The sequence below is a fragment of the Mastigocladopsis repens PCC 10914 genome (assembly GCF_000315565.1).
GTDB classification, from domain to species: Bacteria; Cyanobacteriota; Cyanobacteriia; order Cyanobacteriales; family Nostocaceae; genus Mastigocladopsis; species Mastigocladopsis repens.
Map to the genome: position 1 here is coordinate 2,532,631 of NZ_JH992901.1, position 16,761 is coordinate 2,549,391.

A 16,761-nucleotide genomic window follows, 5' to 3' on the forward strand; every position below is an offset into this window, starting at 1 on the left:
GCCTCTACTCCTCCACACCCTAACTCTAACTAAACTGCTGGGCGTAAAATCTGGCATAACGACGCCTAAGTGTTAACAATTCTTCATGACTTCCCGATTCGACAACCTGTCCGCGTTCCAGAACTAAAATGCGATCGCACCGCCTCACTGTACTCAAACGATGAGCAATAATAAACACAGTTCGCCCTTCCATTAGCCGCTCTAGCGCTTCCTGTACCAAAGCTTCTGACTCTGAATCTAATGCTGATGTCGCTTCATCTAAGATAAGAATTCTAGGGTTCAGCAGAACAGCACGCGCAATAGCAATTCTTTGCCGCTGTCCACCAGACAAATTCACCCCTCTTTCTCCTACCCAAGTGTCATAACCATCTGGTAGTTGGGTAATAAATTGATGGGCGTTAGCAATTTTAGCAGCTTTCTCTACCGCTTCCATATCAAAAAAGTCTTGCCCGAAAGCAATGTTTTGGGCAATTGTTCCAGAAAACATAATGGTTTCTTGAGGAACAATGCCAATTTGTCGCCGTAGACTGTCAAAGGTGACATCCCGAATATCAACACCATCAATTAAGATTTGACCAGCACCAGGATCATAGAAGCGGGGGAGAAGATTCACGAAAGTCGTTTTACCAGCACCCGAAGCACCAACAAGAGCGATCGCTTCTCCTGGCTGTGCCAATAAACTGATATCTTTTAAGACAGGTTCACCTGGTTTGTAGGCAAAGGACACATGACTATATTCCACCTTGCCAGTGACTGGGGGAAGAAACAAAGCATCTGCTTTTTCCACCACCGTAGGTTGAATTGCCAACAACTCAAAAACGCGGTCAACAGACGCCTCACCCTGTTTAAACTCGTTGTAGTTGTTGGTAACATGAGCAATGGGGTCAATCAATAACCCACCTGCGGTTAAGTAGCTGACAAACTTTGGTACCGTCAAGCTACCAGTCGCAATTTGCCATGCGCCAACGAATAGTAAAGTTAAAACGCTCAAAACTTCTAAAAATCCGATAATTGGAATCTGAATTGCTTTCAGCCGTTCCACTGAATATTTCGCTTTGAAAGTGCGTTCTGCTTCTTGGCTAAAGCGGGAAATTTCGTAGTTTTCTGCCGCAAAAGCTTGTATGAGGCGAATACCACTGAAAACTTCCGTGAGTATTGCTGACAAATCTGAAACGCGATTTTGACTTTTCAGGGAGAATTGGCGTAACCGTTCGCCAAACCAACCAATTAAAATACCCATCAGTGGTGCAACAATAACCGTGGCGAACGTCAGTTGCCAATTTAGAAAAATCATGTAAATCGGAATTGCTACCAACTGCAAAACGCAGGGGATAAAGTCGTGAAACACTTTGTGTACGACTTCCCCCACCCGGTCGATATCTTCCGTGAGGCGGTAAGATAAATCACCTGCTTTTGCTGTTTCAAAATAGCTGAGATTGAGCTTTTGCAGGTGGGTGTAAACCTGTTTACGGAGATGAAAAGCGACTCGCAGTGCTGCTTTTGCCATGTAGATATCTTGCACGGACTGAAAGGTGCCTCGTGCTAGAAATACTGCTGCTATGATACCAAGCTGTAAGGCGATCGCTTTTAAATCACCGCTACCAAACAGAGTGGCAAATTGACGTACCAGAGACAGGAGTGCCAAAGTCGCTAGGACATATCCGAAGATGCCAATGAACCCTTTGACAATGGTTCGCCACTGAGGTTGGATATACGGTAGAAGTTGCCAGTAGTTAGAGCGCGTTTTCAAGCTGTCACGTCCACAAAAATACTCTTGTTTGTCTGACGCTATCAGCTTTTGAGTAGTTTCAGAACAGTCAATGAATACTTATGTCGGAATCTTCTTTAACTTCCCAACGCAGTAGCCTTGGTAGCTGCGCCACATCTAAGATATAGTTCACAATCCACAGGACTATTTCTACCAGCAATAAATTTCGTACCCACGCTAAATCGGTTTCAAAATGTAGAAACTTCCACCCTTGATAGAGTTGCCAAAAGCGATAAGGTAGGTATAAATAGGGAACCATTACCCACACAACTGTATGAAATTGCCTAAGTGTTAAAATCTCAGATAGGATTTGCAATCCTAACATCACAAAGTAGGGAATAAACACAGTTAATATGCGCGTATCACGCAGCCACATACCCCACACAAGTATCACCACAAGGGGTACTATTACTCCCAGGATTTGCACCGTACCGAACCAAATTTTAAACCACCCTGGCAGTGGTTGGGGAAGGCTGAAAGGTTTCGAGTTTCTCCACGCCCAACCTACAACGACAAGAAAAGATGTGGCAAGTAGGAAAAAGACGAGGTTTTCTATAAACAGGTAGAGGTTTGTGTTCATGGAAGTCATGACTGTGTTAAGCTACTACGAATTTAATCTGCATACTTACTGGTCAGGGTTGTTAAAAGTCAAAACTCACTCTGGAGTGCCTTGAGGAAAAAAAGTGTAATCAAGATGCTCATTAGCTTACAGATCTTTTGTATTTTGAGTACGTGGAAACTTTTAGCAGACTTTTCACGCCAGCTAGTTTTATTTTCTTTAATTATGTGAACAATCAATGGATATCAAGAAATAAAAATAATAATCAATTCAAGAATTATGTATAGAAGATTTTAATTTCTGTAATTTTTACACACAGCAACTATTAAATCTGTTAGAAAGGTATAAGAGCAAACACCATATTTCTGTAATTTTAAAGCTTTCATCAAAGCTGACATAGTCAATTGCAAACTTTTGTACAATTCTTCTTGGAGGATTCATATATTTACTTGATTTTTAGTTGTTTGTTTGGTAACTTTGTTTATGCAAAGTAAACCTCAGTACGGTAACGTGCATAGTTGTCGCTTTTTGCCAATAGAGGTAAAAAAGTGATGACTGTAAAGGGAACCTCTTGACAGAAGAGTAAGTGGGTGTGTCTCGTTTTTGCGATAAGGTCGGAATGAGGTTCTAGAGTATCTACCCTAAATTCCAGAGCTAAAGATTAATTTGCTTTAATAGTTACATTTGTTGAAGGGTGGTGGTACTTACACTGACTGCCCTAAAGTTGTTGTCTCAACTTCATGACTCACTCAAGCAAAATTTTGGTGCAAGCGAGGCTAAACCAGTGAAGTTACCTATTAATTGACAGAGATTAAAATAGCAAGTAGCTGTTTGTTTGATCTAGACATATCACATATCGGTGTGAATCTAGTAAATCTGCTAACGAGGTAAAGTTGGTTAAAAGGGCAGAATTTTGTATAGCAGGTTTTCTTTTTTAAGACGGAAAAGCTAAATTTATGAGGCGTGTCCGGATATTTAGTATTATTAACGATAACGTCGGATTCATCTGCTACATATACCTTTAAACGTATAGCAAATAATTTAATTTAAGAATGTTGAAACCATTACAGTATCGAGCTGGGCAACTCAGCGATTTGCTAGAGAATTTACAAAGTACAGGAGCCAGTGGGTTTATTTACATCAATGCCATCGTAAATTCAGAGCAAAATCCAAGGTCGCGTGTTGTCGTTTTAAACAACGGCGAGATGGTTTATGGTGGCTCAAAAATTCTCAATAATCAAGAATTTGCTAGAAGGATTGGGATTAAGTTAAGTCATGACTGGGCTGATATTGCGGTTGGATATGCAGCACAAAAGTTACAAGACCCCTCATCCTTTCGAGAACTTTTAGAACAAATCGTTCGGATACGAGTGTTCAAATGGGAAGAGATTGAAACCTGTGTTCATGCTCAAGCTGTGCAAGTATTAGAGCAAACATTACCTTATGCAGGCAAGTTACAGTTAGACCCCACAGTTCAGATTGACCTGAGTTATGGGAAAGAGGGTCATGGTTTGGAATGGAATAAGCTGATCCAAGACGTTGCTTGTCGCCACCGGGAATGGACTGCACTTGCTCCTGTGATTCCCAGCATGGAGGCGGTTCCCCAACTTTCACCAGGTTGGCGAACAGTGACAGACACTAAAGCGCACCAGCATTTCCACAAGTGGGTGGATGGTAGGCGATCGCTTATTGACATTGCCGAACAATTAGACCAAGACCCTCTAGAGCTAGGGCGAACCTATTTGGAGTGGGTTGCATCAGGCTGGATAACGTTTGTGCGAGATACACCTGTAACTCAAGAAGTTGCTCATGTTGAAGAGCAACGTCCAATTGTATTGAGTGTTGATGACAGTTCTGTAGTGCAGATTTTAATCAGGCGGGCTTTGGGAGATCACTATCAGGTGCTCTTTGCAAGTAGCGCTGTGCAAGCTCTAACTTTGATGAATACCAATCCAATTGTACTGTTACTGTTGGATGTCACTATGCCAGATATTGATGGCTTAGAATTCTGCCGTACTGTACGTAGCATTCCAAAATTCAAGGATTTGCCCATTATTATGGTCACGGCACGAGATAAATTTTCTGATAAACTCAGAGGTCAAATTGCTGGAACAACTCATTATTTAACTAAGCCATTTGAACCTGAGTATTTACTTGAGATTGTTGAGAAATATGTGGGACAAAGACGACAAAAGTTAAAAGAGTCTCCTACAAAGAGAACTTTCGATAACAGAATTTCCGAAAAAAGTTATTTATAACTTTGTTTTTTCAGCTATCGTTTTATATCAAGCTGTATTCAAATTAAGTGTCGTCTAACCATTGACAGTTGATTGTTAACAGTCAACAGATTCAAGAGTAGAAAAATGCAATGGAGAACAAGAAATACCTAACATTTCGTATACATGATTTGCACTATGGAATCGAAGCAGGAATGGTTCAAGAAATTTTCCCGCTTCCGGAACTGATCCCGAATATTGAAGCAAGCAGTGATATTATTGGCATCCTCAATTTGCGGACGCAAATTGTGCCAGTGATACATCTTGATTGGCTTCAAGGATATCCGCCAAAAGTTTGCCATCTTAGCGACTACATCATCATTTTACAGTGGGAGGGCTTGCAAATTAGCATACTCGTTCACCAAGTCAACGAAATGCTAGAACTAGATGATGAAGTCATTGAAACAGTCCCTTATAATGGGTTCCTTTTTGATATCAATACCGCATTTATTGCTGGTGTAGCCAAGATAGAGTCAGAAACAATTTTTTTGCTAGATTCCAAGAAATTAGTTCGTCAACCAGAGACCTTAGTCACCTTAATTTGGGATGCACAAAGCCAGTTGGAAGTCCCGACAGCATTTGATGATGGACAACAGTACGAGGAATATCAAACACCAAACTTCTACGACTTATGTTGTCCGCATACGACTTCCGAAGAACGGGCTATTTTCCAACAAAGGGCTGTTCATCTTAGGCAATCATTCAAAGAGTCAGAGGTGACAAACAGCCTGATGGCTCTAGCAGTCATTGGCATTGGTGACAAGTACTATGGGTTGGATTTAAAACTGGTGCGCGAATTCACCAATATTGACAATTTGACCCCAATTCCTTGCTGCCCAAAGCATATTGTTGGCAATATGAATTTGCGTGGAGAAATTGTCACTTTGGTTGATATTCGCAACATTTTGAATCTCCCAATGACGCCGATTAACATTGGTTCTAAAGCAGTGGTCGTTCAATTTGAAGATGTTATTGTCGGATTGCCCGTTGATAAAGTGTTGGAGGTAGTTTATCTCAATCCTGCTGAAATGACACCCTTGCCCGCACTAGAACTTCTTTACAATGCACAGTACCTCCGGGGAATGGCTTTCTTTCAGGGAAAAATGCTGAGTGTCCTAGATTTCCCCAAAATCCTGACCGAAGGAGAACTGACAGTGAATGAACAAATTTAGCTCTTATTAATAAGAACTCTAAATTTGACTCAAATCTGAATTAATTATAAATACAAATCATACAGAAGGATATGAACCTATGTTTGGCAAATTAAGGTTAAGAGGTCGAATTTTATTAGGATATTCATTCCCGCTTTTCTTATTGATAGTACTGAGCGGTCTGGCATTGGGAAATGCTAGAAGATTCGATGTAGCCTTCAAAAAAGTGCAAGATGCCAAGACAGCCTCTCAAGGAGCAGCCGAAGCAACATTGGGTTTATCAAGAGTGGAAAGGACAGCACGCGGCTTCTTAATATTTGGTAGTGACGAAATCCTGCGAAAAACCTTTAACGCAGGGATATCGGACTATAAGAGATCTCTTGCCTCCGCAGAAAAGCTTGTTGTCAACCCATCGCAGAAAGAGCGGTTGGCAAAACTCCGTCAACTTGGTTTGCAACTAGAGCAATCTTCTCGAGAGGTTGTGACTTTGGTAGAGTCAGGAAGAAGAGAAGAGGCAATCAGAATATATCAAACAGAAAAAAGTAGACCCTATATTCAAGGGGCTGAAGCGTTGCAGAAAGAGTTTGAACAGGAGCAAAACAAAATTATTCAAATAGCAATTAACGACGTCCAACAGGCAACAATCCTCATGCAACTTGTTGCGGGGCTGGGTACACTCATATCTGCCTCTATCTCCATAGTCATTTCTTATGCACTCTCCTCCGGTATTGCTAAGACAATCCAAGATGCCTCTGAGGCTGTCTCTTCTTCTGTAAAAGAAATTACGACCACAGTCAACGAGCAGGAACATGTCATCTTGGAGCAGTCTGCCTCAGTGAATGAAACCACCCTCATTATTGAGGAAGTGGGAACTTCTTCGCTCCAATCCGCCCAAACAGCAGAAATCTCTGCCGGGGGAGCGCAGAAAGCTCTAGACCTCGCTGAAGAAGGAACCAGAACAGTCGGTGTGACAATGGAAGGGATCTTGGAACTCAAAAACCAAGTGATAGCAATTGCCAACCAGATTGTGCGTCTTTCTGAGCAAACAGCACAAATTACCACAGTTTCTGACTTAGTTGCTGATTTGGCAAATCAAACAAATATGCTGGCTCTAAACGCAGGCGTAGAAGCAGCTCGTGCAGGTGAGCACGGGAAAGGCTTTGCAGTGGTGGCTGGCGAAATTCGTAAACTGGCTGATCAAAGTAGGAAATCAGCTGACCGGATTCATCTTCTGGTTAACGAAGTGCAAGCAGCAATTAACTCCACCATCATGGTGACTGATGAAGGTACCAAGAAAGCAACGCACGGAATCAAGCTAGCTGAAGAAACGGGTGATGTGTTCATAAATATCTCCGATGCTGTTAATAGGGTGTTTCTTAACAACCAAGAGATTGTTATGACAGCTAAACAGCAGGCTGTTGCCGTGCAGAGGATCGTTGCAGCCATGAATGCCATCAACTTAGGGGCAAAAGAAACAACCGTTGCCATCTCCCAAGTCAAAGAGGTGACCGAAGACCTGAACGAAGCCGCTCAGAATCTTCAGGCTGTGCTTTAAATATGTCATACAACTTGCATTCAAACAGATGACTCTTGAGACTGGATGTGGTTTGTTGTGATTTTCTATACCCTGTCAGGAGATAACTCAGTTTGAAAGCAACCTCGTATCAGCCCTTAAAAATAGCTCCCAAGCCATGATGATAGAAGACGAAGAACTGCGATCGCTTTACAAAGCAGCCAGTGCAGAACATATACAGAAAATCGAAGCGGGATTGCTCCACTTAGAAAAAAATCCCCAAGATCATGCCAAACTAGAAGGATTACTGCGAGAAACCCACTCCCTCAAAGGTGATTCCAGGATGTTAGGGGTAAAAGATGTGGAAACCCTTACCCACCAAATGGAAGAAATTCTCGGTTCCGTCCTGCAGGGTGAGCGAGTTTTTACTTCCCCACTGTACGAGTGCCTATCTCAAGGGCTGGATGCTATTCGTAAAATTGCCCATGAAGCCGTTACCGGACAACCAGCAGGAGTCAGTGTCTTTCATGTCCTAGCTCAACTTATGAGAGGTGAGTCTAGTGATGCATGGTCGGAAATTCAGGAAACGGTTCCTGAATCGGAGGATGATTCCTCTATCTTGCCTCTTGCACAACTGCCTACAGTCTTTGATGATGCCAAATCGGAGGATGATTTCTCTACCTTGCCCCTAGCACAGCCCCCCTTAGTCTTTAGGGATGCCGTTCAGGTTAACCAGCCAACAGAACCAGTAGCAGACACTTTTGCTCAAGTCAGTGACGGCGAGATTGACACCATTCGCGTTGAATCCCAAAGGCTCGATAAGCTCTTGACACAAGTGGGTGAACTGGTAGTTACTAAAGGTCAGATTGCAGACCAACTTGTTGAAATTGACGAAATGATAGCCCTGTGGGAGGAGTTGAGTCGGCAAATCTTTGTGCTCCGTCAGGCATATGAAAATCTAGAGCGACGCGGACAGGGTAGTAGTACACTGCAACCCATGCAGCAAAATTTTTCCAAATCAATGGAAAACCGCCTAAAGCAACTGGGAGAGTCTTTAAATCGACTCCGCAATAAAGCGTTTGACTACACTGCTAGGCTCGAAATCGTATCCAATGAACTCCAGTCGGGAGTCATCTCTGTACGACTGCTGCCATTATCTACAATTTTTCATCTGTTTCACCGCACCGTACGAGATTTAGCGAAGCAGCAAGCCAAAGAAGTCGATCTTCACATCGAAGGTGAACAGACTTATGTAGACAAGCGGATTATTGAAGAGATGAAAGATCCGCTCATGCACATCCTCCGCAATGCAATAGATCATGGCATCGAAACACCCCAAGAGCGTTTACAACTTGGCAAACCCGCCACGGCGACGATTCACTTAAAGGCTTACCAGACTGGCAACACAGTTACTATTGAAGTTTCAGATGATGGGCGTGGTTTGGATGTCGAAGCCATTAAATTGGCAGCAGTACGCCGTGGTATTCGCTCTGAAGAAGAACTGGTAGCTATGTCAACGGCGGAAATTCAGGCATTGATATTTGCGCCTGGATTCTCCACTCGCACAGCAGTCACCGAGATTTCCGGCAGAGGAGTTGGTTTGGATGTCGTGCGTGCCAATGTTGACCGTCTCAAAGGAACCATCCAGGTAGAATTTACACCCGGCAGGGGATGTTTATTTCGCATCACCCTCAGTAGCATACTAGCAACCACACACGTCTTAATTGTGCAGGTCAACCAAAATTCCTATGCCATGCCTGTGGAATTTGTGGAAACAATGCTGTTGGTTTCTCCTCAAGAAATTTTTGCGCTTGAAGGTAGCCAAACGTTCTCATATCAAGGACAGGCGATCTCGGTGGCTTGGCTTGCAGATTTATTAGGCTTACCTGTCCAAGTGCCTGCATCAACTCAAGCTTTGAACACTGCTTTAAAAAGCATTCCGTGCATTATTCTTCAGCTTGGTTCTGAGCGTTTAGGATTGCTGGTAGACACTGTGTCGGAACTACAAGATATTGTCTTGAAAGCGCAGAGTCATTTGCTCAAAAGGGTTTGCAATATAGCCGGTGCCACAATTCTGGGTACTGGAGAAGTTTGCATGGTGCTCAATCCTCCTGATTTGTTTAAGTCAGCGAAGAAGGCAGTTGTTTCTGTCACAGTTAAGGAGTTAAGGGAAAAAGCACAACTCAAACAGAAGATTCTTCTGGTTGAAGATTCAATTCCCATTCGTACCCAAATGAGGCGGATTTTGGAAAGTGCTGGTTACGAAGTCACGGCTGCTGTAGACGGTCAAGATGGCTTCGACAAACTGAGGGAGAGCAAGTTTGATGCCGTTGTCTCGGACGTGCAAATGCCAAATGTGGATGGGCTGGAACTGACCGCCAGAATTCGGGAATTACCTGAGTATAAGGAATTGCCTGTCATTTTAGTGACAACCTTGGCGTCCGAGGAGGACAAGCGTCAAGGTGCAGAAGTTGGGGCAAACGCTTACATCACCAAAGGTGAGTTCGAGCAAGGAGTATTTCTAGATACATTAAGGAGATTGGTATAAATGGATTCTTTTCAAAAGAAAGTGGTTCTAGTCGAGGATTCTCCTATTGCCCTGGAAATTCTCCAACGATTACTCAATTCCTCACCAGAGGTTGCTGTGGTCGGTACCGCACGCAATGGTTTGGAGGGTCTGGAAGTCATTACCAAGACGCAGCCAGATGTGATTTGTACAGACCTGCTTATGGAAAACATGGATGGTCTGGAGTTGACCAAACGCGTGATGGCTCAAGACCCCCGACCAATTTTGGTGATTAGCAATTTTGTACAAAACACAGATATAGACACTATCTTCCGTCTGTTGCAAGCCGGAGCGGCAGATGTTTTCCCCAAACCGACCACAGGTTCGCCCACTGACTATGAGCAAATCAAAGCAGCGTTGATTGCCAAAATTAAAGTCCTTTCTAGTGTAAAAGTGGCTGCCAGATCGCAACAAAAACAGCCGCTGACTTCTCCCCCTGAGGAGGCTATAACGTCTGGGCCGTTCCTAAAGACTAAAACACGAGTGTCAAATATGACAACTCCTATCAGAGTTATCAGTATAGGGGCTTCCACACGAGGTCTTCAAGCTATCCAGAAGATTCTGTGCAAACTCCCGTCTGATTTCCCATTGCCCATTATTTGTACCTTGCATGTAGGTGAAGGCGTTTTGTCAGGATTAGTGAATTGGCTGTCCTGTGAGTGTTCCTTGAGGGTCAAAGTTGCTGAAGTTGGCGAGTCTCCTGTACCAGGAACAGTTTATTTTGCTCCAGAGAAGAATCATCTCGAATTAGACTCTCGAAGCAAGTTTATGTATTTAAGATCTGTACCAGGAGAAAAGCATTGTCCCTCCATTACAGTCATGTTCAAATCTATCGCTAGCTACTATGGCAGAGCAAGCGCCGGGATTTTATTAACTGGGCTTGGCAATGACGGCGCACAAGGCTTACAGGCGATTTCTCAAATAGGAGGTCTGACAGTCGCCCAAGATGAAAAAGGTGGTGCGGCTTTTGGCATGGTGAAAGAGGCGATCGCCCTAGATGCTGCTCAATATTTGCTTGCCATTGAAGATATCGCCCCTTTCTTAGTAGAAACCGTACTTAGCAAATAGTTAACGACAGTTTCCTAAGGCTGGAAACCCGCATAGCTGAACTTCTTCCAGGCAACTTCTGTGTTGTTTCAAAGTCCTACAGCAGTTTGCAGATGAGTGATACCAATTCACTAAAACTATGATACAGATAAAGAAGGAATAAATATCAACGAGCAAAGATGGCTGGAGTCACCAAAGTAGAAATATATGAGTCAGCAGAAGAATTACAGGAACTGCTGAGAAAACAAAAAATAGTATCAAGTCGTGAACGGATTCAAGCGTTGTATTTGCTGAAAATAGGTCATGTAAAAACAATACAGGATGTAGCGGTGGTGCTAGGGAGAGCAAGGGTAACGGTACAAAGATGGTTGAAGGACTATACCGAATCAGGAATAAAAGGTTTATTGTCAACGAAAAAGAGTCCAGGAAGACCGCCAATGATTAACTTACAAGCAAGAGAGCAGCTAGACAGAGAACTTCAACAGCCACAGGGATTTAAAAGTTATGAAGAAATACGAACTTGGTTAAAAGCAGTGGAAGGGATAGAAGCATCATATAAAGTAGTACACGACACAGTGCGCTATCAAATGAAAGCGAAGCTAAAAGTACCGCGAGCCGTAGGTGTCAAATACGATAGTGAAGCAGAATTGGAATTTAAAAAAAACTGCCACAATACCTAGAAGTAATTAAAAAACACATCATAGCACCAGTCGATAAACAAAAAAAAATTAGATATTGGTGTGGAAACGAAAGCCGTGTGGGGTTGAAGACTGAACCTGGGAGATTAATTACGACAAAAGGAGTCAAGCCCATCGGCATTATGCAATGGAAGCGGGATAATTTTTATTTATATGGATTAGTAGAACCATTAACTGGAGAGCATTTTATTTGGGAATTCTCTCATTTAAATACAGCTTGTTTCAATATTTTTTTAGAAAAATTCTCAGAGACTTATTCTCAAGATATACATATTCTTCAGTTAGATAATGGAGCGTTTCATTTTAGTCAGCATCTCAAACTACCAGAAAATATAGTTTTGTTATTTCAGCCTCCGCATACACCTCAAGTTAATCCAATTGAAAGATTGTGGGAGGAGGTTAAAAGGCATTTAACTTGGGAAAGCTTCTCAACTTTAGATGAATTAAGAGAATTTATTTGGAAGCGATTGGAACAATTAAACACATCAATCGTTGCTTCTATTACAGGTTGGGATTTTATTCTTGATGCTTTATTTGTATCAGGCTTTTCGTGAAATGGTATGAGGTACAAAACTTTAGTCTCAAAGCCAGATAGAACGCCTGTTTTACTTTTGTGCCTCCTAGGTCGGAACTGCGTTAACGCGCAGTGTACACGGAGGGCATATTCTGACGGATGTATTCTGAATTCTGCTATAAGCCTTGCCCTTACGGACACGCACTACGTGTCAAGGGAACAAATCTTTCTCTTCTTTCCATAAATGTTTGTCCAGAACCTCTTCGCTGCATACTGCCAAGTGTATTTTAAGTCAAAATCTATTGCAGAGATTCGGTAGCAGGAACGAGGAAACAGGGGACAGGAAAACGTTATAAGATATAACCTATAACTTGATTAATCTTGTAGTTCTTCTGTTTGAGAAATAGATACCTGAGAGTACTAACATTGTTCTGGAGTACTGCTATAGAGGCTGAGTTGGAGTATCGTATCAACTTCCTCTTAGCAACCTTAAGCAGCTTGGGCAATCTTGCAGGCAGTCTGTTTGGACTATTCTTGTTTTATGGTAATGGCTACACCTTCGCTGGGTGGTCATGGGAAGCAGCTTTGGTAGTACTGGGGATTTTTACTCTGCTGCAAGGCTTCTCTGCAACTTTCCTTGCGCCAAACCTAAATAGCATTGTCCGCCACGTCCAAGAAGGTACACTGGACTTTGTGCTAATCAAACCCATCCGCAGCCAGTTTTGGCTTTCCACCCGTACCCTGTCACCTTGGGGTCTGCCAGATATAATCTTTGGTAGTGTGATAATTGGCTATGCAGGTACACGACTTGGTTTAGGAATAGACAACTATCTCATCAGTGTCATTCCCCTGTGTTTTGGCTTGGTGATTCTTTACAGTTTGTGGTTCATGCTAGGAGCAACTAGCATCTGGTTCGTCAAAATATACAATGTTACCGAAGTTCTACGGGGTCTGTTGGAAGCCGGGAGATATCCGATGGTGGCGTATCCCACTGCGTTCCGCTTTTTCTTCACGTTTGTTGTTCCCGTAGCTTTTTTAACAACTGTGCCTGCCCAAGCAATGCTAGGTCAAAGTCAAATCACTTGGATAGTAGGCGCAGGAGTGTTAGCGCTGATGCTATTTTTTGTTTCCATCAGGTTTTGGCGGTTTGCTTTGCGTTTTTATACGAGTGCTTCGAGTTAAAACCATGAAATCTCTTTGTTTGTACAAAGACTCAGGAATTTGTAAGTTTTGCACTCAGGCGGGTACTCCACACTATCGTAATTTCTGCCGCCCTCACAGTATCCATGCCATCGCCTAAAGGGCAGTGGGCATATGGACAATCGCCAAGCGTTTAAGAATTAAGAATGACTCGGTCAGTGCCTGGTAGTATGGCTAATTGAAAATACTGCTAAATACCCCGTTTCAACCAAAACCAAGCTTGCTTTACTGCTTTAGTTGTGAATGAAGGTATAACTCAGGCGTTGCTTAAGCTAAAAAAATCTGGAATTTTACGGTATAGCCCATATCCTCTCAAGTGTAAAGTTGGACTAATTGATTCAATCAACTTGTTTGCTTTGTCCATGGTCAACATTCCATCACAAAAGACTTGTTGAGGAATTAACTTTTTTGGTTTGATAACTTAACTGTTTCCAACTTCGCACAACTCTATTATTCATTGTTGAATTTATGAAGTCTTATCTAGCCGCCGCTATTCAAATGACCAGTGTGCCCAATTTACAAAAAAACTTGGCACAAGCAGAGGAATTCATCGATTTAGCAGTGCGTCAGGGTGCTGAATTAATTGGTTTGCCAGAAAACTTCTCCTTCATGGGTGAGGAAAGTGAAAAACTGGCTCAAGCTGACGCGATCGCCACCGAAACAGAAAAATTTCTCAAAACGATGGCGCAGCGTTTTCAAGTCACCATCCTAGGCGGCGGTTTTCCAGTTCCTGTAGACCATACCCGCAATAGAGTCTACAACACTGCCTTACTTATCGACCCTAACGGTCAAGAACTCGCTTGTTACCAAAAGGTACACTTATTTGATGTGAACGTCCCAGACGGCAACACCTATCGAGAGTCCACTACAGTCATGGCTGGCACGCAATTACCCCCTGTGTACTTCTCACCAGAACTTGGTAATATAGGGCTATCGGTTTGCTACGATGTCCGCTTTCCTGAACTCTATCGACACATGGCTCACAAAGGCGGGGATGTCATGTTCGTGCCTGCTGCGTTTACTGCTTTCACAGGCAAAGACCATTGGCAAGTCCTACTGCAAGCGCGTGCCATTGAAAATACCTGCTACATTATTGCTCCAGCACAAACAGGAATCAACTATGCCCGCCGCCAAACACACGGACACGCCATGATTATAGACCCTTGGGGAGTCATTTTAGCAGATGCTGGCGAGCAGCCGGGCGTTGCGATCGCCGAGATAAACCCCTCAAGGCTAGAACAAGTCCGCCGTCAAATGCCTAGCCTACAACACCGTGTCTTTGTCTGATTTTGCCCACTCCATAAGGATTTGTCAATGTAGAGACGCTTCAAAAAGCGCGTCTCTACGGGCGTGAGGTTACCAATCACCTTAACTAAACGGTATGAAAAAAAACAGAGGAACCTAATTGTTATCAAGCTCAGTCTAACCAACAGATAGGATTGCTGATGTCAAGCTTAAGCAGTCCTTATACTTTTATTAACTTTTTTTTATAGTCTTGCCTCTTATCCTTTAACGAATAAGGAATAAAGTGTAAGCGTTACTCTGACTAAAGCATATGCACCGTTACAAAGCGGAAGCGTTCTGAAAGTTAAGTATGAAACTAATCCCTAATAATCGTATTTTGAATGACCTATTTTTTAATTTTCCTACCCAAAGCATATTTCATGCCCTTATTTGTGGATTGTTTACTGTCTCAGGATTGTTACCACAACTGGCTGTTGCGAAATCTCCTGTTCAAGGAACCGCTGAACCTAAAAGCACTTCCACAACAACCAGTGAAGGTTGCAGCAATGATACAAGGCTGAATAACAAAGTTTCCTACTGGGCTAGCAATTTTGTTTTGGCATCCACTTGGGTTAGTAAGCCCAATTTAGGACTTGAAAACCTAGTAACATCAATCGGTCCGTACGTCTTTGCCTTTCTAAATCGTAGTTCTTGGCCCAACATTAGTGAACGGGCAAAGCAGGCAAGAGTACCCATCCTGATGTATCACGACATTATAGCAAAAAAACAAGTCTTTTTTGATGTCACCCCGGAAGAATTAGAACAGCATTTTCAATCTCTTAAAGAGAATGGCATCACTCCCATCAGTCTTGACCAGCTCATGACTCATTTACAGACTGGAATGCCACTTCCAGAAAAACCTGTCGTGTTGACATTCGATGATGGTTACGGGGGGCATTATGAGTATGTATATCCATTACTTAAGAAATACGCCTACCCTGCCGTATTTTCAATTTACACCAATGGTGTCGGCAACAACGCTGGTCGAACTCATGTGAGCTGGGAACAACTAAAGGAGATGGCAGCTGATCCCTTAGTTACAATTGCATCCCATAGCGTTACTCACCCACCTGATTTAACAGTTTTGCCACCTGAACAAATCCAAAAAGAAGTTGTCGAGTCTAAGGCGATTCTAGAGGGAAATTTGGGGATTCCTATCCGCTACTTTACTTATCCTGCTGGAAAATATAATGAGCAAGTTGCAGGTTTGGTGCAAGCCGCAGGATATGATCTAGCACTGACCATGAATGATGTGGATGAGCGGTTTGCAGGTGGATCAGAAAGTTTATTAGCAGTTTCGCGCTTTGGTCAATCTAGACTCAAAGACATAATAGCCCAAGCTTGGGGAGGACCCCAATTACCAAGCTGGCAAATAGGTTTTAACTTTACAAGTCCAGTTCAAAGAACTGACATTACGATTGACAAAATTCCTCTTATTCTGGTTTCGGGTGGCAAACCAATAACCATCCACGCTGATAGCCGTTATACGGTCAAGGAGATTTTGGCTAAAAGTAACACCAATGCTGTTGCAGCTGTGGACGGAGGGTTCTTCTCCTTGAAATTCTTAAATTCTAATGTGATGATTGGACCCGTCTTCAGCCAAGTCACCAAACAATTTATTCCTGGCTACATTGGCGATAACCAGAAACTAGCCGGACGTCCTTTAGTATTGATTAGTCCTGATGAAGTGCGCTTCGTTCCCTTCGACCCACTCAATCACAACACTTTAGAGGGAATACAAGCTGAAATGCCTGAGGTAACAGATGCTTTTGTAGCAGCGGCGTGGCTTGTTAAAGATGGTCAACCTCAGCAAGCCAGCACCTTTAACGGTCTGTTTGGGTTTGACGCACCACGTTATCGGGCTTTTTGGGGTATTAACCAAAATAAACAAGCCACTATCGGTGTTTCCCTGGAATCTGTTGACTCCATATCTTTGGGAGTCGCACTCGTTAAGGCTGGGTTACAGGATGTTGTCATGGTTGATTCAGGTCAGAGTACTTCCTTGGTTTACCAAGGAGAATCTCTGGTACGTTATGAACCTCGCCCTGTTCCCCATGCAGTTGCCCTTTTAGGGTCTGCGTCAACGACTAACACTCCCGCCTGCGTTTTTGTAGAAAATAAAACAAAAAACCGGGGAACATAAGCACCACCCGGCTGAGTCTAAGCAGTATAAGAATCCTCAGTG

12 protein-coding genes are annotated in these 16,761 nt (G+C 43.0%); 10 read left to right on the top strand and 2 right to left on the bottom strand.

The genetic code is table 11. The annotated features are described in order from the left end of the window. Positions 1 to 25: 25 nt before the first annotated feature. On the bottom strand, positions 26 to 1,750 hold the full coding sequence (locus tag MAS10914_RS0113460; RefSeq protein WP_017316463.1) for an ABC transporter ATP-binding protein: 1,725 nt from the start codon (positions 1,748 to 1,750) through the stop codon (positions 26 to 28). 67 nt (positions 1,751 to 1,817) lie between these two features. After that, complete coding sequence (locus MAS10914_RS0113465) at positions 1,818 to 2,357, bottom strand: hypothetical protein (RefSeq protein WP_017316464.1); 540 nt, start codon at positions 2,355 to 2,357, stop codon at positions 1,818 to 1,820. 1,022 nt (positions 2,358 to 3,379) lie between these two features. Here MAS10914_RS0113465 and MAS10914_RS0113470 point away from each other — a divergent pair. The 10 genes from MAS10914_RS0113470 (at position 3,380) to MAS10914_RS0113520 (ending at position 16,719) form a co-directional block, all read left to right on the top strand. Next, positions 3,380 to 4,585, top strand: a complete 1,206-nt coding sequence (locus MAS10914_RS0113470; protein WP_017316465.1) for a response regulator — start codon at positions 3,380 to 3,382, stop codon at positions 4,583 to 4,585. A 110-nt stretch (positions 4,586 to 4,695) separates the two neighbouring features. Beyond that, positions 4,696 to 5,775 (top strand): chemotaxis protein CheW, encoded by a 1,080-nt coding sequence (locus tag MAS10914_RS0113475; RefSeq protein ID WP_017316466.1) that lies wholly within the window; start codon positions 4,696 to 4,698, stop codon positions 5,773 to 5,775. Positions 5,776 to 5,854: 79 nt separating this feature from the next. Next, complete coding sequence (locus MAS10914_RS0113480) at positions 5,855 to 7,309, top strand: methyl-accepting chemotaxis protein (RefSeq protein WP_017316467.1); 1,455 nt, start codon at positions 5,855 to 5,857, stop codon at positions 7,307 to 7,309. 136 nt (positions 7,310 to 7,445) lie between these two features. Then, positions 7,446 to 9,815 carry a hybrid sensor histidine kinase/response regulator gene (locus tag MAS10914_RS0113485; protein WP_017316468.1) on the top strand — a complete coding sequence of 790 codons (2,370 nt, stop codon included), beginning with the start codon at positions 7,446 to 7,448 and terminating at the stop codon, positions 9,813 to 9,815. Further along, positions 9,816 to 10,901, top strand: coding sequence for a chemotaxis protein CheB (locus MAS10914_RS0113490; RefSeq protein ID WP_017316469.1), 1,086 nt, complete (start codon positions 9,816 to 9,818; stop codon positions 10,899 to 10,901). A 158-nt stretch (positions 10,902 to 11,059) separates the two neighbouring features. Then, positions 11,060 to 11,560 (top strand): helix-turn-helix domain-containing protein, encoded by a 501-nt coding sequence (locus MAS10914_RS0113495; RefSeq protein WP_017314015.1) that lies wholly within the window; start codon positions 11,060 to 11,062, stop codon positions 11,558 to 11,560. A gap of 47 nt (positions 11,561 to 11,607) precedes the next feature. Beyond that, on the top strand, positions 11,608 to 12,132 hold the full coding sequence (locus tag MAS10914_RS0113500; RefSeq protein WP_033364704.1) for an IS630 family transposase: 525 nt from the start codon (positions 11,608 to 11,610) through the stop codon (positions 12,130 to 12,132). Positions 12,133 to 12,518: 386 nt separating this feature from the next. Then, positions 12,519 to 13,274 (top strand): ABC transporter permease, encoded by a 756-nt coding sequence (locus MAS10914_RS0113505; protein WP_017316470.1) that lies wholly within the window; start codon positions 12,519 to 12,521, stop codon positions 13,272 to 13,274. A 486-nt stretch (positions 13,275 to 13,760) separates the two neighbouring features. Further along, entirely contained in the window at positions 13,761 to 14,579 is an 819-nt protein-coding gene (locus MAS10914_RS0113515) for a carbon-nitrogen hydrolase family protein (protein ID WP_017316472.1), read from the top strand. A 307-nt stretch (positions 14,580 to 14,886) separates the two neighbouring features. Then, positions 14,887 to 16,719 (top strand): polysaccharide deacetylase family protein, encoded by a 1,833-nt coding sequence (locus MAS10914_RS0113520; RefSeq protein ID WP_017316473.1) that lies wholly within the window; start codon positions 14,887 to 14,889, stop codon positions 16,717 to 16,719. Positions 16,720 to 16,761 lie beyond the last annotated feature (42 nt).